A 20,516-nucleotide genomic window follows, 5' to 3' on the forward strand; every position below is an offset into this window, starting at 1 on the left:
GTCCGAAGACATTATGCGGTATTAGCAGTCGTTTCCAACTGTTGTCCCCCACGTAAAGGCATATTCCCAAGCATTACTCACCCGTCCGCCGCTCGACGCCCAATAACGCACCCGAAGGATTGTTAGTGTCGTTTCCGCTCGACTTGCATGTGTTAAGCCTGCCGCCAGCGTTCAATCTGAGCCATGATCAAACTCTTCAAATAAAAGTTGTTTGCTCAAATAAATCACTGAATTAACGTTGTGTTCACTCAGGATAATTTGAAGCGAATTTTTTTGTCGCTTCACATCTCGTGAGTGCCCACACAGATTGCTTGATAACTTGTTAAAGAACATTGCTCGTTAAGAGCAGCTTCGTTGCCGAAGCAGGATGCGTATAATACGCTTCCGATTTGGATTGTCAAGCGTCTTTTTGAGAAACTTTTCAAACCTAAGAAGCTATCTAACTCAGCCTCTTAACTCACTTGGCTTAGCGAAGCGCTTTGCCCTGTCAGCGGAGGTGCATTATAGGGATCGCTTTTGTGAGCGCAAGCCTTTTTTCGGATCTTTTTATCGTTTGCTCAAAGATCCACCAAAGGGCATTTTTGAGCATTCGCGCAAGCTACAAATGGCCACTATAGTTTTAGTCTTGTTCACTTGCCCTAGACCCCGTTCGGCCGCCCGGGGCGCTTTACTTACATAGGGATTGGGATAACATAGCCGCCCTTTTTTGTCTGTGGAGTCTTAGCTGAATGTCATTTTCTGTTGGTCAGCGTTGGATCAGTGATGCCGAGTCCGAGTTGGGCTTGGGTGCTGTAGTCGCAGTAGAAGGAAGAATGGTAACCCTGTTTTTCCCCGCTGCTGATGAGAACCGTTATTATGCCGCCGATGAGGCGCCGGTTACCCGGGTGATGTTTAACGTTGGCGATGAGATAGCAAGTAGCGAAGACTGGAAGATGGTCGTCAGCTCGGTGGAAGAGCATGAAGGCCTGATTACCTACCATGGCAAGCGTGTTGATACAGAAGAAGAGGTTGCCTTAAAAGAGCTGTTCCTTAATCACTTCCTTAAGTTCAACAAACCGCAAGACCGCCTGTTCGCCGGTCAAGTAGATCGCTTCGACAGCTTTGTTACCCGCCTTAACACCCTGGAGCAACGCCTCGGCTATCAGCAGTCGAAACTGCGCGGCATGCTGGGTGGCCGCGTTAGCCTGATTCCCCATCAGCTATATATAGCCAACGAAGTCGGCCAACGTATCGCTCCGCGGGTACTGCTCTCCGACGAAGTTGGCTTGGGTAAAACCATTGAAGCCGGGATGATCATCCACCAGCAACTTAGCCTAGGTTTAGCCAAGCGAGTGCTGATTGTGGTGCCTGACGCCCTGCAGTACCAATGGCTCATCGAGATGCTGCGCCGCTTTAACCTGCACTTTAGTATCTTCGATGAAGAGCGCTGTATTGAGGCTTATTCAGAATCAGATAACCCTTTTGATACCGAGCAGTTAGTACTGTGCAGCCTGAACTTTATCCGCAAGAGTAAGCGACGCTTCGAGCAAGTAGTAGATTCAGACTGGGATCTACTCGTTGTCGATGAAGCCCACCACCTACAGTGGGACGAAGAGAAGCCAAGTCGCGAATATCAGGTGGTTGAAGCACTGGCTCAACAAACCGCTGGGGTACTGTTACTTACCGCCACCCCAGACCAACTCGGCCACCAAAGCCACTTTGCGCGTTTGCGTTTGCTTGACCCCGATCGTTTTTATGATTACCAAGCCTTCTTGGAAGAAGAGAAGAACTACCAGCCAGTCGCCGAAGCCGCGCAAGCTCTGCTCAACGAACAGGCGCTCAGCACTGAACACGCTAACCTGCTTACCGAGCTGCTGTCAGAAAACGATATTGAGCCCCAGCTAGCGCTGATTAACGACAACGCCAGTAGCTACGAGCAGCAACAAGATGCACGTAAAGAGCTATTGCGCCACCTAGTCGACCGCCACGGTACCGGCCGGGTCCTATTCCGGAATACCCGAAGCGCAATTCAAGGCTTCCCGCAACGTCACCTAAACGCCTACCCGATGAGCCTGCCAGAGCAATACCAGACGGCGTTGCGGGTAAACAAGATGATGGGCCAATCCAGCCCGCAAGCGCTGCTGTTCCCGGAAGAGCTTTACCAGCAGTTTGCCGGGGACGGACAGAACGATATCAGCTGGGGTAACCACGATCCACGTATCGAGTGGCTAATCGGCTTTTTGCAGGCGCACAAAAACCACAAGGTACTGCTAATCTGCGCCAAGGCCGACACCGCGAATGCGATTGAAGAGATAGTGCGACTGCGTGAAGGCATCCGCGCCACCGTATTTAACGAACATATGTCGATTCTAGAGCGAGACAAGGCCGCAGCCTACTTTGCTCAAGAAGATGCTGGTGCTCAACTGTTAATCTGCTCGGAGATCGGCTCTGAGGGTCGCAACTTCCAGTTCGCTCAACACCTGGTGTTATTCGATCTACCGACGAACCCAGACCTACTAGAGCAGCGGATTGGTCGCCTTGACCGCATCGGTCAGCAGAACGATATCCAGATCCACGTACCTTACTTGCAACAAACGCCACAAGAGCAACTGCTGCGTTGGTATCACGAGGGCATGAATGCCTTCGAGCAAACCTGTGCCACCGGTAACCAGCTGTTTGGTGAGTTCCAAGAACGTTTGCTGGGCTTGCTAGGCAACGACGAGGGCGAGGAGCTGGAATCGCTAATTAAGGACACCAACGAGCGCCACCTCGAGCTGAAGCAAAAGCTAGATACCGGACGCGACCGCCTACTCGAGATCAACTCTGGTGGCGGCACACGCGGCCAAGAACTGGCTGAGCAACTGGCTGAAACCGATGGCGATCATCGCTTCGTGACCTTTAGCCTGAAACTGTTCGATACCGTAGGGATTAATCAAGAGGACAAGGGCGAGAATGCGCTGATTCTCAAGCCCCACGAACGTATGCTGGTACCAAGCCTGCCCGGGCTACCGGAAGACGGCATCAGTATTACCTACGACCGCGACACCGCCTTAAGCCGTGACGACCTGCAGTTTATGAGCTGGGAGCACCCACTTATTGCGGCGTGTATCGATACCATCATCAGCTCGGATCACGGCACCACCTCGGTCGCACTATTGAAAAACCGTGCGCTAGAAGTGGGTAGCGTGTTCGTTGAGGCCATCTTCGTTGCAGAGGCTAGCGCGCCGAGCCACTACCAGCTTGAACGTTATCTACCCGCTACGCCGATCCGTGTACTGTTGGATAAAAATGGCAATGAGCTAAGCGACAAGGTGTCGTTCGATCAGTTCAACGCTCAGCTCTCTCCGGTAAACCGCCACTTAGCAGCAAAACTGGTGGGCGCTTCGCAGACTATCGTACACCCTCTGATCGCAAAAGCGACTGCGACAGCAGCGGCGCAAAGCGAGCAGCTAATTAGCGAGGGCGAGCAGCGCCTGAAATCGGAGCTAAACCAAGAGATTGATCGCTTGGAGGCGCTGCGCGCGATTAACCCAACTATCCGTCAAGACGAGTTAGACGGATTGCGCGAGCAGCGCGAAGGCGGCCTTGCCCACTTGGCCAAGGCTCAGGTCAAGTTGGACTCGCTTCGTGTTATCCTCGTGTCTCACAACTAAGTGAGCTGCTTTAGTTAACTAATCAGATAAAGGGCTGCTGTTTGGCAGCCCTCGTTTTTTGGAAAGCTTGTTAGAAAATGTCAGATTTTGTCTATGCCCCACCGATGGAGCCCTATTTCTCCATTGTTCACCAAGATGACGACATCATTGTGTTCGATAAAGCCGCAGGCTTGCTGTCTGTGCCGGGGCGACTTTTAGAACACCGAGATAGCTTGTGGTCACGCGCCCAACGGGTGTGGCCGAGCTTAACCGTGGTGCATCGCTTAGATATGGCGACCTCAGGGCTGATCCTGATGGCCATCACCCGCAGAGCTCAAAGCTCGCTAGGGCGACAGTTTCAGCAGCGCCAAACCCAAAAAACTTATCTGGCAGAAGTGTGGGGAGCTCCCACTGAAGAGCAGGGGCAGGTCGAGCTACCGCTGCGCTGTGACTGGCCAAACCGCCCAAAGCAAATCGTCGACTTTGAGCAAGGCAAAAGCGCGCTCACTCATTACCGCATGCTAGAAGCTCGCCCGCAAACCTCGCTGATGGAATTAAAGCCGGTCACTGGCCGCTCTCATCAATTACGCGTGCATATGCAGCAGCTGGGTTGCGTCATTGTAGGCGATGGCTTGTATGCCGAAGGCGCTGCACTGGAGTATGGCCAGCGCTTGCACCTGCACGCCACAGAGTTAGGTTTTTATCACCCAGTCACCGAAGATTGGGTGCAGTTCGCCAGTTCGGCCCCGTTTTAGGCACCGCAGCCACTAAACTGATCAATTCAGCGCTTTTTATTAAAGCCTTGGCTTGCTGGGGCGATAATAAGTACATGATTGGTTTAGTTGCGGCGTCGGTGAATACTTCCTCTGCTCGATACATCAGCTTGATTGCTATAGGCCTTAGCGCAGTGCTAAGCGCCTTGCTGAGCCCATCGGCCTTAGCCAACCCCAACCTGCTGGATGACTACCAGCGCTATGCCGACAGCGGCGAAGTGCGGATACTCGGTATCGAAGACACGCCATTTCTAAGCGTTTGGCATAGCGAGCAAACGCCTTTTAAGCACGGCACCGCCTGGCTCTATCCAGACTGGGGAGAAGGTCCTAGCTCTTCTCAAGTAATTAAGCAGCTACGCGAGCGCTTACCGGCACTTGGCTGGGAGAGCGTAGCGATGCAACTGCCTTCCCTGCCCGGCCCGGCATTCACTATCGATGAAGAAGAAGCCTTAACTGGTCTGTTCGAACAACTGACACAACGTAGCGAGCAGGCATTCGAGTCGCGCGAGCAAGCCTTTGGTTTTGAGCTAGTGATTGCCCAAGGCATGACCGCCTCATGGTTGGTCGACTACTACTCACAGCATTCGCAAGCCTTGCCCGACGGCTTAGTGCTCCTTGATGCCTACGCCGAGGGGCGCGAGCAAGCTCAGCAACTGGCTGAGAAATCCAGCCTGCTGACTATTCCAGTACTTGATATCGTCACTTCAGGTTATCACCCGTGGAGCGAGCAGAGTGCCGAGCTACGGCGCATCGCCAATTACAAACGGCAGAAGATCAACTATCGCCAAACTCGCTTGATTGCCCCACTGCACGGCGTTGAACAATACGAAACATCGCAACTGATTTACGGCTGGCTCTCGCATTTGGGCTGGCAATAAGCTTCAATACCTGCAATACCCGCACGGCACAAGCATCAGCATGAAGATCGTTTTTTTGGACCGCCAAACCTTGGCGCCACATATCCAACTCCGCCCACTAAGTGGCGAACATCACTGGCAAAACTACAACAGCACGTTGCCAGAACAAGTACTAGAACGCTTAAGCGATTGCGATATCGCCGTGGTGAACAAGGTTCAGCTAACGGCTGCCCTGTTAAAGCAACTGCCCAAGCTGAAGCTTATCGCGGTGGCTGCCACCGGCACCAATAATGTGGACCTTGCCGCCGCACAAGCGCTGGGCATCAAGGTCTGCAATATTCGCGACTACGCCGCCCAAACTATCGCCGAACATGTGATGGCACTTATCTACGCGCTGCAGCGCTCCATCGGGCCCTATCATCAATCTATCGCGAACGGGCGCTGGCAAGCCGCTCAGCAGTTTTGCTACTTCGACTACCCGATTGAAAACATTCGCGGAAAAACCTTAGCACTGGTTGGCTACGGCAACCTCGGACAACACGTAGCGAGCTTGGCCAAGGCCAACGGCCTGCACGTTATTGTCAGTGAACGACCAAATGAGCCAGCAAGAGAGGGGCGGGTCGAGTTCAAACAGGCGCTACGCGAGGCAAATATAGTAAGCCTACACTGCCCGTTAACCCCGCAGACGCAAGGGATGATTGGCGCGGCTGAGCTGCAGATGATGAAGCCGAATTCCATGCTGATTAACACCGCCCGCGGTGGCATTGTCGATGAACAGGCGCTACTAACGGCATTACGCAATAAACAGATTGCAGGCGCGGCCAGCGACGTGTTTGTCAATGAGCCGCCCAAAGCGGATGACCCGGTGATGCAGTTGGTCACACTCGATAACTTTATCGCCACTCCACACGTGGCTTGGGCTGCAACCGAGAATATGCAGGCCTTGGCGGATCAGTTGCTTGAGAATGTCGAAGCTTTTATCGCCTGCGGCCTCAACAACGAAGTGCTCCCCGGCTAACATTTCCAGCGAACACGTTCAGTTAAAAAGAACGGTAGGGATTAGCGCATGCCCCGCTGCTGTTTCACCAGCTCGTAGGCCTGTTGAATATCCTGCGCTTTTTGCTTGGCCAGCTCCATCATCTCGGCGGGCAGGCCTTTCGCTACTAACTTGTCAGGGTGGTGCTGCGACATCAGTTTGCGATAGGCGCGTTTAACCTGCTGGTCGTTATCCGACTCGGCGACACCGAGGATCTGATAGGCCTCTTTGAGCTGGGCGGCAGGATCAACCTGAGTGTGATGGCGACCACCTTGCTGCTGATGGCGCTGGCGATGGAAGTTCACCTCGGCTTCCCAGCGGCGGATCATCATCTTCAGCTCGGCCTGAGAAAAGCCCAGCGCACTGGCAACCTTCTCAAGAATACGCAGCTCGCTGGAGTCGATCACGCCATCTGCGAAGGCCCCTTGTAGCTGGATCTCCAGGAACATCTGCAGCAGGTCGCGGCGCCGGCCTACCGCTTCGGTAAACTCACGCAGATGCTGCTCAAGGGGAAAATCGCTGGCTTTGCCGTCACGAAAGGCCTGCTGGGCTCGTTCACGCGCGTCGCCACGCAGACCTAGCTGTTGCATCAGCAAACTGGCCACTTGGATCTCTTGCTGAGTGACCACGCCCTTGGATTTGGCGATATGACCCATCACGGCAAAGCTGGTGTAGAGAAACTTTTCCTGTGCGGCGGCGTTGTTGACAAAACCACTACCCAGAGCACTCATGCCCTTGTCAAAGCGGTGTCCCAGCCACAGCCCGAGTAGTGCACCGAACACGTTTCCGAACATAAAACCCAGTACTAAGCCAAACAGCTTGCCACCGACGCGCATTGCCACCTCATGATAAAAACAGAAATGTTGGATAGGGACTAAAAACCACTGGCTGGCTTCAAAAAGCCTTGCAAAAACCTAGATTTTTCTCTTTAGTGGCAATAGCCGCAACTGGGTAAATCCAGTATCATAACCGGCTCACTTTAACTGCGGTGTCGCTAAAGCTCAAGCCGAAGTAAGGCTTTACCGACTGAACAAGAATTCTATCAGGGAAACTCGACGACTCTATGTCCAGCCTATCCAGACGGCTCTCTGCAATGCTTGGTTTGTCACTGGCCAGCTATAGCGCGCAGAGTTTGGCAGAAACTCCTCTCAACGTATCTAGCTGCCACGCCCACATTCCCGCAGCAAAAGACATGGAAGCGGTTGATTTAAATACTCCCTACACCATCTCTTCTGACGAGTTATCAGCAAAGGAAGGCGACCACGCCCGCTTCAGTGGCGACGTAGAGTTTGCCCAAGGCGACAGAAGCTTAAATGCTAACGAAACCCTAATCGATCAGCAAAAGCAAACATTGACTGCATCCGGAGAGATCCGTTATCAAGACGGCCAGATAACCGTCGACAGTGACTCGCTGGAAGCCGATATGGTCAGCGACCAAGCGACCTTGAAGTCTGCTCAGTATCAGCTGCATGGCCAGCAAGGGCGTGGCGAGGCACATAACCTCATGATCGATGCCGACCGTCAGTTATCGCTCGAACGTGCCAGCTACACAGCCTGTCCACCCGGCGATAAGAGCTGGGAGGTGCGCGCCGAGAGCATCGACATTGATACTGAGAATGAGTGGGCGACCACCCGCAATGCCACAGTGCGACTGTTCGATGTGCCGGTAATGTATCTGCCTTACTTCAGCTACCCCATTGGCAATCAACGGCATAGTGGTTTTCTGTTCCCATCGATCTCTACCTCGACCAGCAATGGTATCGACATCGAGACGCCCTACTACTGGAACATCGCCCCTAATTACGATGCCACCATCACGCCCCGCCTGATGACGCGCCGCGGCCTGCAGCTACAAAACGAGTTCCGCTACTTGGTCGATGACCATGAAGGTGAGCTGAACTTCGACTTTTTGGCCAACGATAGGGTTTACGATGGCAAGCGTTATCTATTCAACTGGAGCCACCAAGGGCGCTGGCAACGTCATTGGCGGGTCAGCAGCGACTACAGCCGCATCAGCGATGACAACTACTTTAACGACCTTGGCGATCGTATTGGCAAAGAGAGCGAAAACCGCTTATTGCAACAAGGTACCGTGGCCTACCATACCTACAACTGGTACAGCCGCTTGCGGGTGCAAGATTTTCAGGTGCTCGGTAACGAAGAAGACCCACACACTATTCTGCCTCAACTAAGTTTCGACGGTGACTGGGATCTTCGCTGGCAGCAAATGAGCGTCGGACTGAGCGCTGAATTGTCCAACTTTACGCACGGTGACAGCCAGTTCCATAGCGCTCAACGCTACCATATGGAACCGAGCATCAACCTGCCCTATTCAGTGCCCGCTGGCTATCTTAATGCCAACATGGCAATGCTGATGACCTACTACAATCAGGACGGCGGGATTGGTCAGCAGGAAGATTACCGAAACGGTTCATTCTCGCGTACTATGCCCCGCTTAAGCGTAGACGCCGGCCTTAACTTCGAGCGCGAAAGCCTGCTGGTTTACAAGGGCTATACCCAAACCTTAGAGCCGCGGGTCAAGTACTTGTATATTCCTTACCGGAACCAAGAAGAGATCGGCCTGTACGACACCGATTACCTGCAGCAGGACTACTGGGGCCTATTTAGAGACCAACGTTTCAGTGGTCTGGACCGCATTGGCGATGCCAACCAGTTAACCGTGGGGGTCAGTTCGCGCTTTCTTAGCCCGAACAATGTCGAAACTTTGCGCCTGAGTATTGGTCAGATATTTTACTTCGACCCAAGCCGCGTCACCCTGTTGCGCGATAGTGACGTCAACGAGAACTCGAGTTCTGCGTTGGCGTTCGAGGGCGATGGCCATTTTGCCGACGATTGGTATGTGCACCTTGGCCTACAAGTGGACACTCGCGACCAAGAGGTACGCAAAGCCAATGCCGCCGTCGAGTGGCGGCCAGAGCTACGCAAGTTAATTCAGTTAAACTACCGCTACTCGCTGGCAGATGAAACCATGATCAGCGATGTGAATCAGATTGGCTCGAAGGTCGCTTGGCCGATCCGCGACAATATCAGTGCCGTAGCCAGTTACTACTACGACACCGAACTGAATCGTAGTATCGAGAACTACTTTGGCGTGCAATACGACGCCTGCTGTTGGGGGATCCGCCTTACCTATCGTCGCAACCTGAAGTCCAACTTTGTTGAAGGCTCGGAGCGCGATACCTTTGGTAAGTTCGATAGCTCGCTGCGTTTAGACTTCGAGATTCGAGGCCTGGGTGGCAGCGATACCAGCAGCCAACAGAAGATGTTAGACGGCGGCACCTTTAAATATGGCCGACCGTTTTATTTGAATAACTAGGTTTGATGACGTCCATTAAACCATGACAGTACACGGATAGATAATGAAGAGATTTTCCATCATTGCCGCCGCATTTGTTGCCGCCGTTGCGAGCCTGTCGGCTAGCGCACAAGAAGTACTCCTGGATAAGGTGGTAGCCATCGTCAGTGAAGACGTCATTACCGCCAACCAGCTGGAGCAAATGCTCGGGCAAGTGCGCTTTAACGCCGCCCGCGCCGAGCAAGAGCTTCCCCCTGAGCAAGAACTGCGCGAAGAGGTGCTAAACCGCCTTATCGAAGAGAGCCTGCAGCTACAGCTGGCGAAACGAATGGGTTTTCAGGTCAGCGACACCCAGCTTGAGAACACCATCGATAATATCTTGGCGAGTGAAGAAAAAACCCGCCAAGAGCTGACCGAAGAGCTTGCTGAAGCCGGCCAGAGCTATGCGCAGTTCCGCGAAGAGGTTCGCAACGAGATCGTTATCGGTGAAATTAGCCGTAGCCAAGTTCGCCGCCGTATTAATGTCAGCGAACAAGAAGTCGATGCCTTGGTTGAGATGATGCAAGCCGAGGGCAACCAAGGGGTACGCTACCACATTGCCCATATTATGGTGCGCGATCAGGGCAGCGAAGAAGCCGACATGGCATTGGCTGCAGAGATTGCAGGTCGCCTTGAGCAGGGTGAAGACTTTAATACCCTGGCAGCGACCTACTCACGCGGACCAAAAGCGCTGGAAGGCGGCGACTGGGGCTGGATGGCGGAAAACGAGATGCCAACACTGTTCTCCAATGCGTTAAAGGACCCAGCTCCCGGTGAGCTTATCGGCCCATTTGCCTCAAGCAACGGCGCCCACCTTATCAAGGTTCTAGATATTGAAGGGCAGCAACGCGTTGAGACGCTGGAAGTAAATGCCCGCCATATCCTGGTGAAGCCTTCTATTATTCTTAGCGATGCCAAAGCGGTCGAGCTGCTCACCAACTTGCGCCAACAGGTCCTAAACGGCGAAGCCGCCTTTGCCGATCTGGCTCGTCAGTTCTCGGAAGACCCGGGCTCTGCGGTGCGCGGTGGTGAACTGGGTTGGTCTGACCCACGCGCTTACGTACCTGAGTTCCAAAAAGCGGCTATCGAGCAAACCGAAGGCGAGATCAGCATGCCCTTCAAAACCGCCTTTGGTTGGCACATTCTGCAGGTTACTGAGAAACGCACCACCGATACCACCAACGAAGCCAGCCGCAACCGTGCTCAACAGATGCTGTTCAACCGCAAGTTTGCCGATGAGAGCCGTAATTGGTTAGAAGAGCTCAAAGAAGATGCCTACATCGAAATCTTAGAGAGCGAGGGTTAAGCATGGTTATGCGTATTGCCATTACTCCGGGCGAGCCTTCGGGTATCGGCCCGGACTTGGTGCTGCAAATCGCTCAGCATGATTGGCCTGTGGAGCTGGTCGCCATTGCAGACCCGCGTATTCTTCGTGAGCGCGCTGACCTACTGGGCTTGAGTGTTAGCCTGCTACCCTACCAACCCGATCAGCCCGCCAAGGCGCAAGCGGCCGGCACCTTAACGGTTATGCCTATCGCTTGTGCGGTGCCAGCAGTGCCCGGTGAGCTTGACGAGCGCAATGGTCACTATGTGCTGAATACCCTTAAAGCGGCCATCGATGGCAACATGCAGGAGAGCTTTCAAGCGATTGTGACTGGCCCGGTGCACAAAGGGATCATCAACAAAGCCGGTGTCAGCTTTAGCGGCCACACCGAGTTTTTTGCCCACCAGTCGGGTACCAGCGATGTGGTGATGATGCTCGCCACCGAGGGGTTACGAGTTGCCCTGGCGACTACCCACTTGCCGCTGGCTTACGTGTCGAAGGCCATCACCGAGGAGCGATTGCACAAGCTGATCACCATCCTCAACGATGACCTGAAAAACAAGTTTGGCATCAAACAGCCGCGCATCTATGTGTGTGGCCTAAACCCCCATGCCGGAGAAGATGGTCACTTGGGCCGCGAAGAGCTCGACATCATCATCCCCGCTCTGGACATCCTGCGCGAGCAGGGCCTCGACTTAGTTGGCCCGCTGCCCGCAGATACCTTGTTCCAGGAAAAATATCTTACCGACGCCGATGCAGTACTCGCCATGTATCACGACCAAGGCTTACCTGTACTGAAATACAAAGGATTTGGCAAGGCCGTCAATATCACTCTAGGCTTACCCTTTATCCGCACCTCAGTAGATCATGGCACCGCGCTCGATCTGGCAGGTAAAGGAGAGGCCGACAGCGGTAGCATGCTCACCGCGCTAAATCAGGCCATATCCATGGCAGCGAGTAAACATGAATAAACAGGTACACCAAGGTCACCGCGCACGTAAACGCTTTGGCCAAAACTTTCTAAACAACGACGCCATCATCGACCAGATCGTGGCGGCCATCTACCCGCAACCAGAAGATAAGCTGGTTGAGATCGGCCCAGGCCTCGGTGCACTCACCGAGCCGGTGGCTAATGGCGCTGGCCACCTGAATGTGGTGGAGCTGGACCGCGACTTGGCCCAGCGCCTGCGCGAGCACCCAACCCTGGCTAGTAAGCTCACCGTCCACGAGATCGATGCGCTAAAGTTTGACTTTCGCCAGCTAGCCGAAGGCGGCAAGCTACGGGTATTTGGCAACCTGCCGTATAACATCTCTACCCCACTGATCTTCCACCTGCTGAGCTATGCCAAGCAGATCAGTGATATGCACTTTATGCTGCAAAAAGAAGTGGTACTGCGTATGGCCGCAGGGCCGAACAGCAAGGCCTACGGCCGCTTGTCGGTTATGACTCAGGTGCAATGTAAGGTGCTGCCGGTACTGGAAGTGCCACCAGAGGCCTTTGCACCGCCGCCAAAGGTAGACTCTGCCGTGGTGCGCCTGGAGCCCTATGAAGCCCCATTGCATGACCTGAAAGATCTCAAGGCACTGGATTGGGTGTGTAAAGAGGCCTTCAACCAACGCCGCAAGACTATCCGCAACTCGCTGTCCAATATCTTCAGCGCTGAAGAACTGGAAGCCCAAGGCTTCGATCTTAAGCTGCGCGCAGAGAACCTCACCCTTGAGCAATACTGCCAGCTGGCCAATCTGGCTTGCGACAAACAAGGCGCCGCCAATGACTGAAGACGCTGACTACCAATTGGATATTGAAGTGGAGACCGGCTTTATGCCCGAGCACTCCAGTACCGATCAGGAGCAGTTTGCGTTTTACTACACCATCACCATCACCAACTTCAGCAGCTGCGCACTCACCCTGCGCCGCCGCCACTGGCTGATCACCGATGGCAACGGTGAAGTGCAAGAGGTCAAAGGCGATGGTGTGGTTGGCAAACAGCCCACCCTCGAGCCTGGCAAACCCTTTACCTACACCAGCAGCGCCATGCTCAGCACCGAGGTGGGCGTAATGCAGGGGCGCTACTTTCTTGAAGATGACGAAGGCCAGGAAGTGGAAGCCGAGATCCCGGCCTTTCGCTTGAGCCTCCCCAACAAACTTCACTAAGCCATGGCCAACTATTTTCTTGGCGATATCCAGGGCTGCTTCGATGAGTTGCAGCTGCTGCTCCAGCAAGCTGCGTTCGATCCAAGCAAAGATCTGTTGTGGTTCACCGGCGATCTGGTGGCGCGTGGACCTAAATCGCTAGAGACCCTGCGCTTTATCAAAGGCTTGGGTGCGGCCGCACGTGTGGTTTTGGGTAATCATGACCTACACCTGCTGGCGGTGGTTCATGGGATCCATCGAGCAAAGCCGTCGGACCGGCTCGCCCCTTTGCTAGATGCGCCAGACTTGGCAGAACTGTGTGATTGGCTGCGCCAGCAGCCACTGGCCATCAAACATCCCGACTACCCGATCCTGGTCAGCCACGCAGGACTTTACCCGGGCTGGAGTGCCAAGCAGGCGGTAAAACTCAGTAACGAGGTCTCTGAGCAACTGCGAGGCGACGACTATCGCACATTGCTGCAAAAGATGTATGGCAACCAGCCCGATAGCTGGGATGAGCAGCTAAGCGGCTACAAGCGCCTACGCTTTATCATCAATGCCTTTACGCGGATGCGTTATTGCTATACCGATGGCCGGCTGGACTTTGACAGCAAGCTGGCGCCTGATTCGGTCGAGGGGACGCCATTGCAGCCTTGGTTTACCTTAGATAACCCAGCACTACGTAAGCGCAGCGTGATCTTCGGTCATTGGGCGGCCTTGATGGGCAAAACCGATTGCCAGCAAGCGATTGCCCTCGACACTGGCTGCGTGTGGGGCAACTACCTGAGTATGCTGCGCTGGGAGGACGGAAAGATGTTCACCCAGCAAAGTGTGGAAGGTGCTCGCGCCTAGGCGCGCTCTAAGGTCACGAAGCGGTAGGCGTGGGAGTTCTTCTCGTCTGCCGGATGGGATTCGCTCTGTAGCTCATTCCATGCATATTGTTGGTAATCAGGGAAATGGGCATCACCCTCTACGCTGAGGTCGATATGGGTGAGATATAGGCGGTCGGCCGTGGGCAGGCATTGCTGATAAATCTTGGCGCCACCGATCACCATCAGCTCATCCACATCCCCCGCCACCGCTTTGGCCTGCTCTATTGAGCTCACCACGGTCACGCCCTCGATGCTTAGCTCGCTATTACGGCTTACTACGATGTTCAATCGCCCCGGCAATGGACGGCCAATGGACTCATAAGTCAGTCGCCCCATCACCACCGGCTTGCCTAGCGTTACCTTTTTAAAGTGCTGTAGGTCGGCGGGCATATGCCAAGGCATTTGGTTGTCTTTGCCAATCACTCGCTGGTCTGCCATCGCGGCAATCATGGAAATCTTCAAAACTTACTACTCATACTATCGGTCGATTGCGGTAGATGATAATCGATGGCACCGCTAAGCCAAAGCTTAGTGCACCCAAAATAAACAAGGTTTTTAAGCCATTCTCCAACACCTCGGCCAACAACTGGTTATCGAAGCCGTGGTTGTAGAGTGCTAGCAGGCTCAGGATGGTTTTAAACGCAAAGCTGCCCGGTACCATGGGGATCACGGCTGCCACCGTCATCACCGGTCTTGGGATTAGGTGCTTACGCGACCAGTACACTGCAATCAGGCCAATCAGCATCGCGGCAACTAAACTGGCCCACTCTATGGGCATCTGCAACTGCAACTGCAACAGTGCACTGCGGCACACATAGCCAAAGGCGCCCAGAATCGCGCAAAACTTGAGGTACTTGGCTGGCACGTGGAACAGCATGGCAAAGCCTACGGCCGGTATCGCCGCCAGTATCGCTTGTTTGATAAACAGCATCAGTAACGTCATTACCATAGCCCCCACAGATGACCCAGCCACATGGCAAAGCTCACGCCAACTGCTGCAGAGAGCGTCAGCAAGGAGGCAAAGAACCAACGCGCGATGCCCATATTGATATGCCCTTTAACCAAATCCGACACGGCATTAATTAGCGGAAAACCGGGTATCAGCAGCAGCACCGAAGCGGCTTGTGCAATCTCAGGGTGTCTCCCTAAGTGGAAAGTGGTCGCCACCCCGGCAATCATGGTGGCGACAAAGGCTGTGAGGCAAAAGTTCACCATCGGGCTATGGTGTCGTTTACCCATGCTTTGGCGAAACGCCATCGCACAGCTACTTGCTACAAAGGTGTTCAAGCAGACCGGCAGTGAGCCGCCAAACTGGGCAGCAAAGCTTGCACAAGAGAGCCCTACCATCACCACAATAACCCAGCGCGGGTATTTAAGGGGCACTAGGTTATTTAGGCGCTGCTCCACCTGAGCGGCATCTAACAGGTGCTTCTCGGCCATAATGGTCAACCGCTGCACCTCGCAAACCATCTGCATGTTTAAGCCACGGTCATAGACTCGACGAGTGGTGGTAACGCAGCGCCCAGAGACGCGTCCGGTAATCACTATCGCATTGGCGGTAATCGCCATGTCCACTTGCTCCAGACCTAGACAGGTGCCGAGGCGAATAGAGGTTTCTTCGATTAGCTTGGTTTCTGCGCCATGTTGCATCAGGGTTTGTGCAACCCGCGCGACTAAGCGGCATAACTGGTTTTGCAGATCGCGAGACAGGCTCGGTTCATTGGGAGCCGAGAGGGGTGAGACGTCCATGTGTTCTCCATCGTACTACTCGAGCAAAATATGCTCGAAACAAAAAGGGCCGCGATATGCGGCCCCTTATTCTAACGCTGATAGACGACTTCTACATCATAGTCATCATCATCAAAGTCGTCGTCATCCCAATCATCATCGTCTTCGATGGCAGCTTGTTCGATCTGACTCTTATGGTAATCATCCCACTGGAAGCTGACTTTCTCTTCCTCAGTCAGCTCGTGCTGTACTTCAGGCAAGCTATCCAGGTAATCACCCGCCTGCTTACACAGGTCGGTGGTGCCTTCTTGAGTCAGTGCGGTAATCCTATGGATATCGCCGTCCCACTCCAGTGCGTCAACCACTGATTGGATGATCTCATCGGCTTCTTCTTCGAGCACCAGATCCAGCTTGTTGAATACCAACCAGCGCGGCTTGCCCGCCAAGGCTTCGCTGTACTGCTCAAGCTCATTGAGGATGGTCACCGCATTCTCTGCCGGATCGCTGCCATCGGCAGGTAACACATCCACAATGTGTAACAGCAGGCGACAACGCTCAAGGTGTTTGAGGAAGCGCACACCCAAACCCGCACCGTCGGCAGCACCTTCGATCAAGCCAGGAATATCGGCGATCACAAAGCCACGGTTAGAACCTTGGCGAACCACACCCAAATTCGGGATCAAGGTGGTAAACGGATAATCAGCCACCTTCGGCTTGGCCGCCGATACGCTGCGAATAAAGGTCGACTTACCGGCGTTAGGCAGACCGAGCAGGCCAACATCGGCCAACAGCAGCAGCTCTAGCTTGAGGTTGCGCACCTCACCCGGGGTACCGTTGGTCTTTTTACGCGGCGCACGGTTAGTACTGCTCTTAAAGCGCGTATTGCCTAGGCCGTGATAGCCACCTTTGGCCACCAACAGGCGCTGCTTGTGCTGGGTAAGATCGCCTAGGATCTCGCCGGTATCTTCGTCACGGGCACGGGTGCCCACTGGCACTGACAACTCGATGTCTTTACCACGCTTACCGGTACAGTTACCACCTTGACCGTTCTCGCCACGCTCAGCAGCGTAAAAACGGGTAAAACGGTAGTCGATCAAGGTATTGAGGTTCTCATCAGCGACCAGGTATACACTACCGCCATCACCACCATCGCCGCCGTCGGGCCCACCGCGTGGTACGTACTTTTCGCGGCGAAAGCTAATGACGCCGTTACCGCCATCACCCGCGTCTACTTTAATGACCGCTTCATCTACAAATTTCATGTTCAGGATTCCGCTTACTAACCGGCTTAGACTATCCAGTATAGAAACAAAAAAACCCCGCTTATAGCGGGGCTTTCAGTAAAGTTCGAAGTAATTACTCAGCGTCGATGCTTACGTATTTACGGTTCTTAGGACCTTTAACTTCGAATTTTACTTTACCGTCTGCAGTGGCGAAAAGAGTGTGGTCTTTACCAATGCCTACGTTTGAGCCAGCGTGGAACTTAGTACCACGTTGACGAACAATAATGCTACCCGCTAGAACAGATTCGCCACCGAAGCGCTTAACACCAAGGCGTTTACTTTCGGAATCGCGACCGTTACGAGTACTACCACCAGCCTTTTTGTGTGCCATGAGTGTATTCCCCTAAATTAAGCGTTGATGCCAGTAATGCGAACTTCAGTGTACCACTGACGGTGGCCCTGCTGTTTGCGTGAATGCTTACGACGACGGAACTTAACGATCTTAACTTTATCGCCACGACCATGAGCAACTACTTCTGCAGTTACTTTAGAACCATCAACATAAGGTGCGCCTACTTTTACGTCGTCGCCATTGGCAACAAGTAGCACGTTGTCAAACTCAACGGTTTCGCCAGTTTCAACTTCAAGTTTCTCTAGGCGAACGGTTTGACCTTCGGCAACACGGTGCTGTTTGCCACCGCTTTGGATAACCGCGTACATTTTCAAACTCCGCTATCGCGCCCACTAAATTTGGACGCTTTTAATTCTAAACAATGGCCGCGAATTCTACGGAAAAAGATCACTTCAGGCAAGGGCAAAATGAAAAAAGTTTAATTTTCATCCAAGGCCCTCGATTTTACCGCTCGCAAGCTGTGCAGGCGCTGGTTTTAAGGTAAGATAGCGCCGCGTAAAACACTACGAAAAGCACTACACTTCATTGCATTAACAGCTCCCGGTAGCCTAATAAAAAACTATGAAAATGGACACCATTAAGCAACTTTCTGACGCCGATATGACGGCAGTGAACGAGCTCATCTACCAAGAGCTGTCTTCAGATGTTGCATTGATCAACCAGATTGCGGTCTACATCGTTAACAGTGGTGGCAAAAGGATCCGTCCGCTACTTACCGTATTGGCAGCCCAAGCCATGCAAGTCAGCAGCGATCACCACATCAAGCTGGCCGCCATCATCGAATTTATCCACACCTCCACACTGCTACACGATGATGTGGTAGATGAATCGGCGCTGCGTCGCGGCAAAGACACCGCCAATGCCCGCTTCGGTAATGCAGCTAGCGTACTGGTGGGTGACTTCCTCTACTCGCGCTCGTTCCAGCTGATGACCCAGCTGCGAAACTTAAAGGTGATGGATATCCTGGCAGACGCCACCAACGTGATAGCCGAGGGTGAGGTAATGCAGTTAATTAACTGTAACGATCCCGATACCACCGAAGCGCGCTATTTCGACGTGATCTACTGCAAAACCGCCAAACTTTTTGAAGCGGCTACCCGCTTAGCGGCAGTACTCGCCGAAAAAGATCCCGCCATTGAGCAGGCAATGGCCGACTATGGTCGTTACCTCGGCACTGCCTTCCAGCTGATGGATGACATCTTGGACTACACAGCGGACCAAGCTGAGATGGGCAAACAGCAAGGCGATGACTTGGCTGAAGGCAAGCCAACCCTGCCACTTATCTATGCCATGGGTAAAGCAGAGCCTGAGCAAGCGCAGCTAATTCGCAACGCCATCGAGCAAGGTGACGGCCGCGATCAACTCGACGCCATCCTAACAATCCTTGAGCAGACCAAGGCGCTGGACTACTGCCGCGAGCGTGCCTATCAAGAAGCCCTCAAGGCGGTAGAGTCGCTAGCGGTACTGCCTGAGAGTGAGGCCAAACAAGCGTTGATCTCACTGGCGTACATTGCCGCTGACCGGCAAGCTTAGCCTCGCGCGTCAAACGTTAGATAATCAGCGCACACCAATAAAAAAGGCTGCCCAAGGCAGCCTTTTTTGATCCCGCTATTCCTTATGCTTCAGCAAAAGGATGGCGCAGGATAATGGTCTCATTGCGGTCAGGTCCGGTAGAGATGATATCTACAGGCACTTCCAGCAGCTCTTCGATGCGAGCTATATAAGCCAATGCAGTTGCAGGTAGCTGTTCGCGCTCGGTCACACCAAAGGTGTTGTCAGACCAACCAGCCAAGCTCTCATAAACAGGCGTTACCTTTTCGTAATCGTCTGCAGACATTGGCGGTACGTCAACCACAGTGCCATCTTCCAGCTGGTAGCCGGTGCACAGTTTGATCTCTTCAAGACCATCCAGTACGTCCAGCTTAGTCAGGCATAGGCCCGACAAGCTGTTGATCTGCACTGCGCGGCGCATTGCTACGATGTCCAACCAACCACAACGGCGTTTACGGCCAGTGGTTGCGCCGAACTCGTGGCCTTTCACACCAAGATGCTCGCCGACTTCGTCATCCAACTGGGTTGGGAATGGGCCAGCGCCAACACGGGTAGTGTAAGCCTTGGTAATACCCAGCACGTAGTCCACGTGGCGAGGACCGAAGCCGCTACCAGTGGCAACACCGCCAGCGGTGGTGTTAGACGAGGTTACATACGGGTAAGTACCGTGGTCGATGTCCAGCAGCGTGCCTTGAGCACCTTCGAACATGATTGAGTCACCGCGACGACGGGCTTTGTCCAGCAAATCGGTAACGTCTTGTACCATTGCGGTCAAGGTCGGTGCCATCTCACGCATCTGCTCGAGGACTTCCTCGTAGCTAACGCTAGGCGCGTCGTAGTAGTGGTTCAGCTGGAAGTTATGGTATTCCATGACTTCTTTTAGCTTGGCAGCGAACTTGTCCATATCGAACAGATCACCAACGCGCAGGCCACGACGAGAAACCTTGTCTTCGTACGCTGGGCCAATACCACGACCGGTGGTACCGATGGCGTTCTTACCGCGGGCTTTCTCACGGGCTGCATCAAGTGCAACGTGATAAGGCAGGATCAGCGGGCAAGCTTCGCTCAGAACCAAGCGCTCTTTCACTGGTACACCACGCTGTTCCAGCATGGTCATCTCTTTGAATAGCGCGTCTGGAGCCAATACCACGCCGTTACCAATTACACAGGTAACATTTTCGCGAAGTACGCCAGATGGAATTAGGTGGAGTACGGTTTTTTCACCGTCGATGACAAGGGTATGGCCTGCATTGTGGCCACCTTGGTAGCGCACCACATAGGCCGCTTTGTCGGTAAGTAGGTCAACAATCTTGCCCTTACCTTCGTCTCCCCATTGGGAGCCGAGAATGACTACGTTTTTTCCCATTGTGTTTTCTGCGTTAGTTAAAAAGCGATTCTATCAGAAATCGGGTTTACAAAGGGAGCCCGTTATACAGATTTTCACGCTTTAGGTCAAAGATTAATCACAACTAACAAGGTTATACTAAGGGCGCAAAAAGTCATCCCTAAGCGACGAAAAGACTCGGGAGACTGCTGGGAAAGGTAGTCTAACCAAGCCTTGTAGCGGTTCGGGAACAGCGCAGGCATGGCACCTTCGATAAGCAAAATAAAGGCAATTACAGTCAGTATTAGTGTCATAA

The 20,516-nt window shown here is 53.5% G+C and carries 20 protein-coding genes and 1 rRNA gene; 11 read left to right on the forward strand and 10 right to left on the reverse strand.

The window, feature by feature from the left end:
* Positions 1-203: ribosomal RNA gene (locus tag G461_RS0113470) — 16S ribosomal RNA — on the reverse strand; the annotation flags it as partial.
* Between the two features lie 525 nt (positions 204-728).
* Here G461_RS0113470 and rapA point away from each other — a divergent pair.
* The 4 genes from rapA to G461_RS0113490 all read left to right on the forward strand — a co-directional run bounded on the left by rapA (position 729) and on the right by G461_RS0113490 (position 6,259).
* The gene (rapA, locus tag G461_RS0113475; protein WP_026972228.1) at positions 729-3,632 is read left to right on the forward strand and encodes an RNA polymerase-associated protein RapA; all 2,904 of its coding nucleotides are present in this window, start codon (positions 729-731) and stop codon (positions 3,630-3,632) included.
* A gap of 77 nt (positions 3,633-3,709) precedes the next feature.
* On the forward strand, positions 3,710-4,366 hold the full coding sequence (locus tag G461_RS0113480) for a pseudouridine synthase (protein ID WP_026972229.1): 657 nt from the start codon (positions 3,710-3,712) through the stop codon (positions 4,364-4,366).
* Between the two features lie 74 nt (positions 4,367-4,440).
* A complete protein-coding gene (locus tag G461_RS0113485; RefSeq protein ID WP_157360319.1) occupies positions 4,441-5,262 on the forward strand; it encodes a DUF3530 family protein in 822 nt (273 codons plus the stop codon).
* 40 nt (positions 5,263-5,302) lie between these two features.
* Positions 5,303-6,259 (forward strand): D-2-hydroxyacid dehydrogenase, encoded by a 957-nt coding sequence (locus tag G461_RS0113490; RefSeq protein ID WP_026972231.1) that lies wholly within the window; start codon positions 5,303-5,305, stop codon positions 6,257-6,259.
* A 41-nt stretch (positions 6,260-6,300) separates the two neighbouring features.
* Here G461_RS0113490 and djlA read toward each other — a convergent pair whose 3' ends face one another.
* Positions 6,301-7,113 (reverse strand): co-chaperone DjlA, encoded by an 813-nt coding sequence (gene djlA, locus G461_RS0113495; RefSeq protein WP_026972232.1) that lies wholly within the window; start codon positions 7,111-7,113, stop codon positions 6,301-6,303.
* 227 nt (positions 7,114-7,340) lie between these two features.
* On the opposite strand from djlA, the gene lptD reads away from it, so the two are divergent.
* Genes lptD through G461_RS0113525 form a run of 6 tightly spaced genes read left to right on the forward strand, consistent with a single transcriptional unit; the run spans position 7,341 to position 13,942 of the window.
* Positions 7,341-9,614: an LPS assembly protein LptD gene (gene lptD / locus G461_RS24260; RefSeq protein WP_084405076.1), complete on the forward strand. Its 2,274-nt coding sequence runs from the start codon at positions 7,341-7,343 to the stop codon at positions 9,612-9,614.
* Between the two features lie 43 nt (positions 9,615-9,657).
* Positions 9,658-10,938: a peptidylprolyl isomerase gene (locus G461_RS0113505; RefSeq protein ID WP_026972233.1), complete on the forward strand. Its 1,281-nt coding sequence runs from the start codon at positions 9,658-9,660 to the stop codon at positions 10,936-10,938.
* A gap of 2 nt (positions 10,939-10,940) precedes the next feature.
* Positions 10,941-11,927, forward strand: coding sequence for a 4-hydroxythreonine-4-phosphate dehydrogenase PdxA (gene pdxA, locus G461_RS0113510; protein WP_026972234.1), 987 nt, complete (start codon positions 10,941-10,943; stop codon positions 11,925-11,927).
* Positions 11,920-12,735, forward strand: a complete 816-nt coding sequence (gene rsmA, locus G461_RS0113515; protein WP_026972235.1) for a 16S rRNA (adenine(1518)-N(6)/adenine(1519)-N(6))-dimethyltransferase RsmA — start codon at positions 11,920-11,922, stop codon at positions 12,733-12,735. Before pdxA ends, rsmA begins: the two co-directional genes overlap by 8 nt.
* On the forward strand, positions 12,728-13,111 hold the full coding sequence (gene apaG / locus G461_RS0113520) for a Co2+/Mg2+ efflux protein ApaG (protein ID WP_026959559.1): 384 nt from the start codon (positions 12,728-12,730) through the stop codon (positions 13,109-13,111). The genes rsmA and apaG overlap by 8 nt, the downstream gene beginning before the upstream one ends.
* Before the next feature lie 3 nt (positions 13,112-13,114).
* Complete coding sequence (locus G461_RS0113525) at positions 13,115-13,942, forward strand: symmetrical bis(5'-nucleosyl)-tetraphosphatase (RefSeq protein WP_026972236.1); 828 nt, start codon at positions 13,115-13,117, stop codon at positions 13,940-13,942.
* Here the strand turns inward: G461_RS0113525 and folA are convergent.
* The 6 genes from folA to rplU all read right to left on the reverse strand — a co-directional run bounded on the left by folA (position 13,939) and on the right by rplU (position 17,633).
* Positions 13,939-14,424, reverse strand: coding sequence for a type 3 dihydrofolate reductase (folA, locus tag G461_RS0113530; protein WP_026972237.1), 486 nt, complete (start codon positions 14,422-14,424; stop codon positions 13,939-13,941). The genes G461_RS0113525 and folA overlap by 4 nt on opposite strands.
* Positions 14,425-14,434: 10 nt before the next feature.
* The gene (locus G461_RS0113535) at positions 14,435-14,905 is read right to left on the reverse strand and encodes a threonine/serine exporter family protein (protein ID WP_026972238.1); all 471 of its coding nucleotides are present in this window, start codon (positions 14,903-14,905) and stop codon (positions 14,435-14,437) included.
* On the reverse strand, positions 14,905-15,711 hold the full coding sequence (locus tag G461_RS0113540; protein WP_051333568.1) for a threonine/serine exporter family protein: 807 nt from the start codon (positions 15,709-15,711) through the stop codon (positions 14,905-14,907). Before G461_RS0113540 ends, G461_RS0113535 begins: the two co-directional genes overlap by 1 nt.
* 71 nt (positions 15,712-15,782) lie before the next feature.
* Positions 15,783-16,952 (reverse strand): Obg family GTPase CgtA, encoded by a 1,170-nt coding sequence (gene cgtA / locus G461_RS0113545; protein WP_026972240.1) that lies wholly within the window; start codon positions 16,950-16,952, stop codon positions 15,783-15,785.
* 94 nt (positions 16,953-17,046) lie between these two features.
* A complete protein-coding gene (gene rpmA / locus G461_RS0113550) occupies positions 17,047-17,304 on the reverse strand; it encodes a 50S ribosomal protein L27 (RefSeq protein ID WP_026959553.1) in 258 nt (85 codons plus the stop codon).
* Between the two features lie 17 nt (positions 17,305-17,321).
* The gene (rplU, locus tag G461_RS0113555) at positions 17,322-17,633 is read right to left on the reverse strand and encodes a 50S ribosomal protein L21 (protein WP_026959552.1); all 312 of its coding nucleotides are present in this window, start codon (positions 17,631-17,633) and stop codon (positions 17,322-17,324) included.
* A gap of 253 nt (positions 17,634-17,886) precedes the next feature.
* Between rplU and ispB the strand changes: the two genes are divergently transcribed.
* Positions 17,887-18,858: an octaprenyl diphosphate synthase gene (gene ispB, locus G461_RS0113560; RefSeq protein ID WP_026972241.1), complete on the forward strand. Its 972-nt coding sequence runs from the start codon at positions 17,887-17,889 to the stop codon at positions 18,856-18,858.
* Positions 18,859-18,940: 82 nt separating this feature from the next.
* On the opposite strand, the gene G461_RS0113565 is transcribed toward ispB, so the two are convergent.
* Both G461_RS0113565 and G461_RS26630 read right to left on the reverse strand, forming a co-directional pair.
* A complete protein-coding gene (locus tag G461_RS0113565) occupies positions 18,941-20,242 on the reverse strand; it encodes an adenylosuccinate synthase (RefSeq protein WP_026959550.1) in 1,302 nt (433 codons plus the stop codon).
* 86 nt (positions 20,243-20,328) lie between these two features.
* Positions 20,329-20,514: a DUF2065 family protein gene (locus tag G461_RS26630; protein WP_035480317.1), complete on the reverse strand. Its 186-nt coding sequence runs from the start codon at positions 20,512-20,514 to the stop codon at positions 20,329-20,331.
* Positions 20,515-20,516: the final 2 nt, after the last annotated feature.

Source organism: Aliagarivorans marinus DSM 23064 (assembly GCF_000429485.1).
In the GTDB taxonomy this organism is placed as follows: Bacteria; Pseudomonadota; Gammaproteobacteria; order Enterobacterales; family Celerinatantimonadaceae; genus Aliagarivorans; species Aliagarivorans marinus.

Excerpts from the sequence above, each read along its gene's own strand:
- G461_RS0113480 (WP_026972229.1), top strand. The coding sequence starts at position 3,710 with ATGTCAGATTTTGTCTATGCCCCACCGATGGAGCCCTATTTCTCCATT.
- rpmA (WP_026959553.1), bottom strand. The coding sequence starts at position 17,304 with ATGGCACACAAAAAGGCTGGTGGTAGTACTCGTAACGGTCGCGATTCC.
- G461_RS0113565 (WP_026959550.1), bottom strand. The coding sequence starts at position 20,242 with ATGGGAAAAAACGTAGTCATTCTCGGCTCCCAATGGGGAGACGAAGGT.
- lptD (WP_084405076.1), top strand. The coding sequence starts at position 7,341 with ATGTCCAGCCTATCCAGACGGCTCTCTGCAATGCTTGGTTTGTCACTG.
- rplU (WP_026959552.1), bottom strand. The coding sequence starts at position 17,633 with ATGTACGCGGTTATCCAAAGCGGTGGCAAACAGCACCGTGTTGCCGAA.
- G461_RS0113525 (WP_026972236.1), top strand. The coding sequence starts at position 13,115 with ATGGCCAACTATTTTCTTGGCGATATCCAGGGCTGCTTCGATGAGTTG.
- djlA (WP_026972232.1), bottom strand. The coding sequence starts at position 7,113 with ATGCGCGTCGGTGGCAAGCTGTTTGGCTTAGTACTGGGTTTTATGTTC.
- G461_RS0113540 (WP_051333568.1), bottom strand. The coding sequence starts at position 15,711 with ATGGACGTCTCACCCCTCTCGGCTCCCAATGAACCGAGCCTGTCTCGC.
- G461_RS0113485 (WP_157360319.1), top strand. The coding sequence starts at position 4,441 with ATGATTGGTTTAGTTGCGGCGTCGGTGAATACTTCCTCTGCTCGATAC.
- G461_RS0113490 (WP_026972231.1), top strand. The coding sequence starts at position 5,303 with ATGAAGATCGTTTTTTTGGACCGCCAAACCTTGGCGCCACATATCCAA.
- G461_RS26630 (WP_035480317.1), bottom strand. The coding sequence starts at position 20,514 with ATGACACTAATACTGACTGTAATTGCCTTTATTTTGCTTATCGAAGGT.
- cgtA (WP_026972240.1), bottom strand. The coding sequence starts at position 16,952 with ATGAAATTTGTAGATGAAGCGGTCATTAAAGTAGACGCGGGTGATGGC.
- G461_RS0113505 (WP_026972233.1), top strand. The coding sequence starts at position 9,658 with ATGAAGAGATTTTCCATCATTGCCGCCGCATTTGTTGCCGCCGTTGCG.
- ispB (WP_026972241.1), top strand. The coding sequence starts at position 17,887 with ATGAAAATGGACACCATTAAGCAACTTTCTGACGCCGATATGACGGCA.
- rsmA (WP_026972235.1), top strand. The coding sequence starts at position 11,920 with ATGAATAAACAGGTACACCAAGGTCACCGCGCACGTAAACGCTTTGGC.
- pdxA (WP_026972234.1), top strand. The coding sequence starts at position 10,941 with ATGGTTATGCGTATTGCCATTACTCCGGGCGAGCCTTCGGGTATCGGC.
- G461_RS0113535 (WP_026972238.1), bottom strand. The coding sequence starts at position 14,905 with ATGACGTTACTGATGCTGTTTATCAAACAAGCGATACTGGCGGCGATA.
- apaG (WP_026959559.1), top strand. The coding sequence starts at position 12,728 with ATGACTGAAGACGCTGACTACCAATTGGATATTGAAGTGGAGACCGGC.
- rapA (WP_026972228.1), top strand. The coding sequence starts at position 729 with ATGTCATTTTCTGTTGGTCAGCGTTGGATCAGTGATGCCGAGTCCGAG.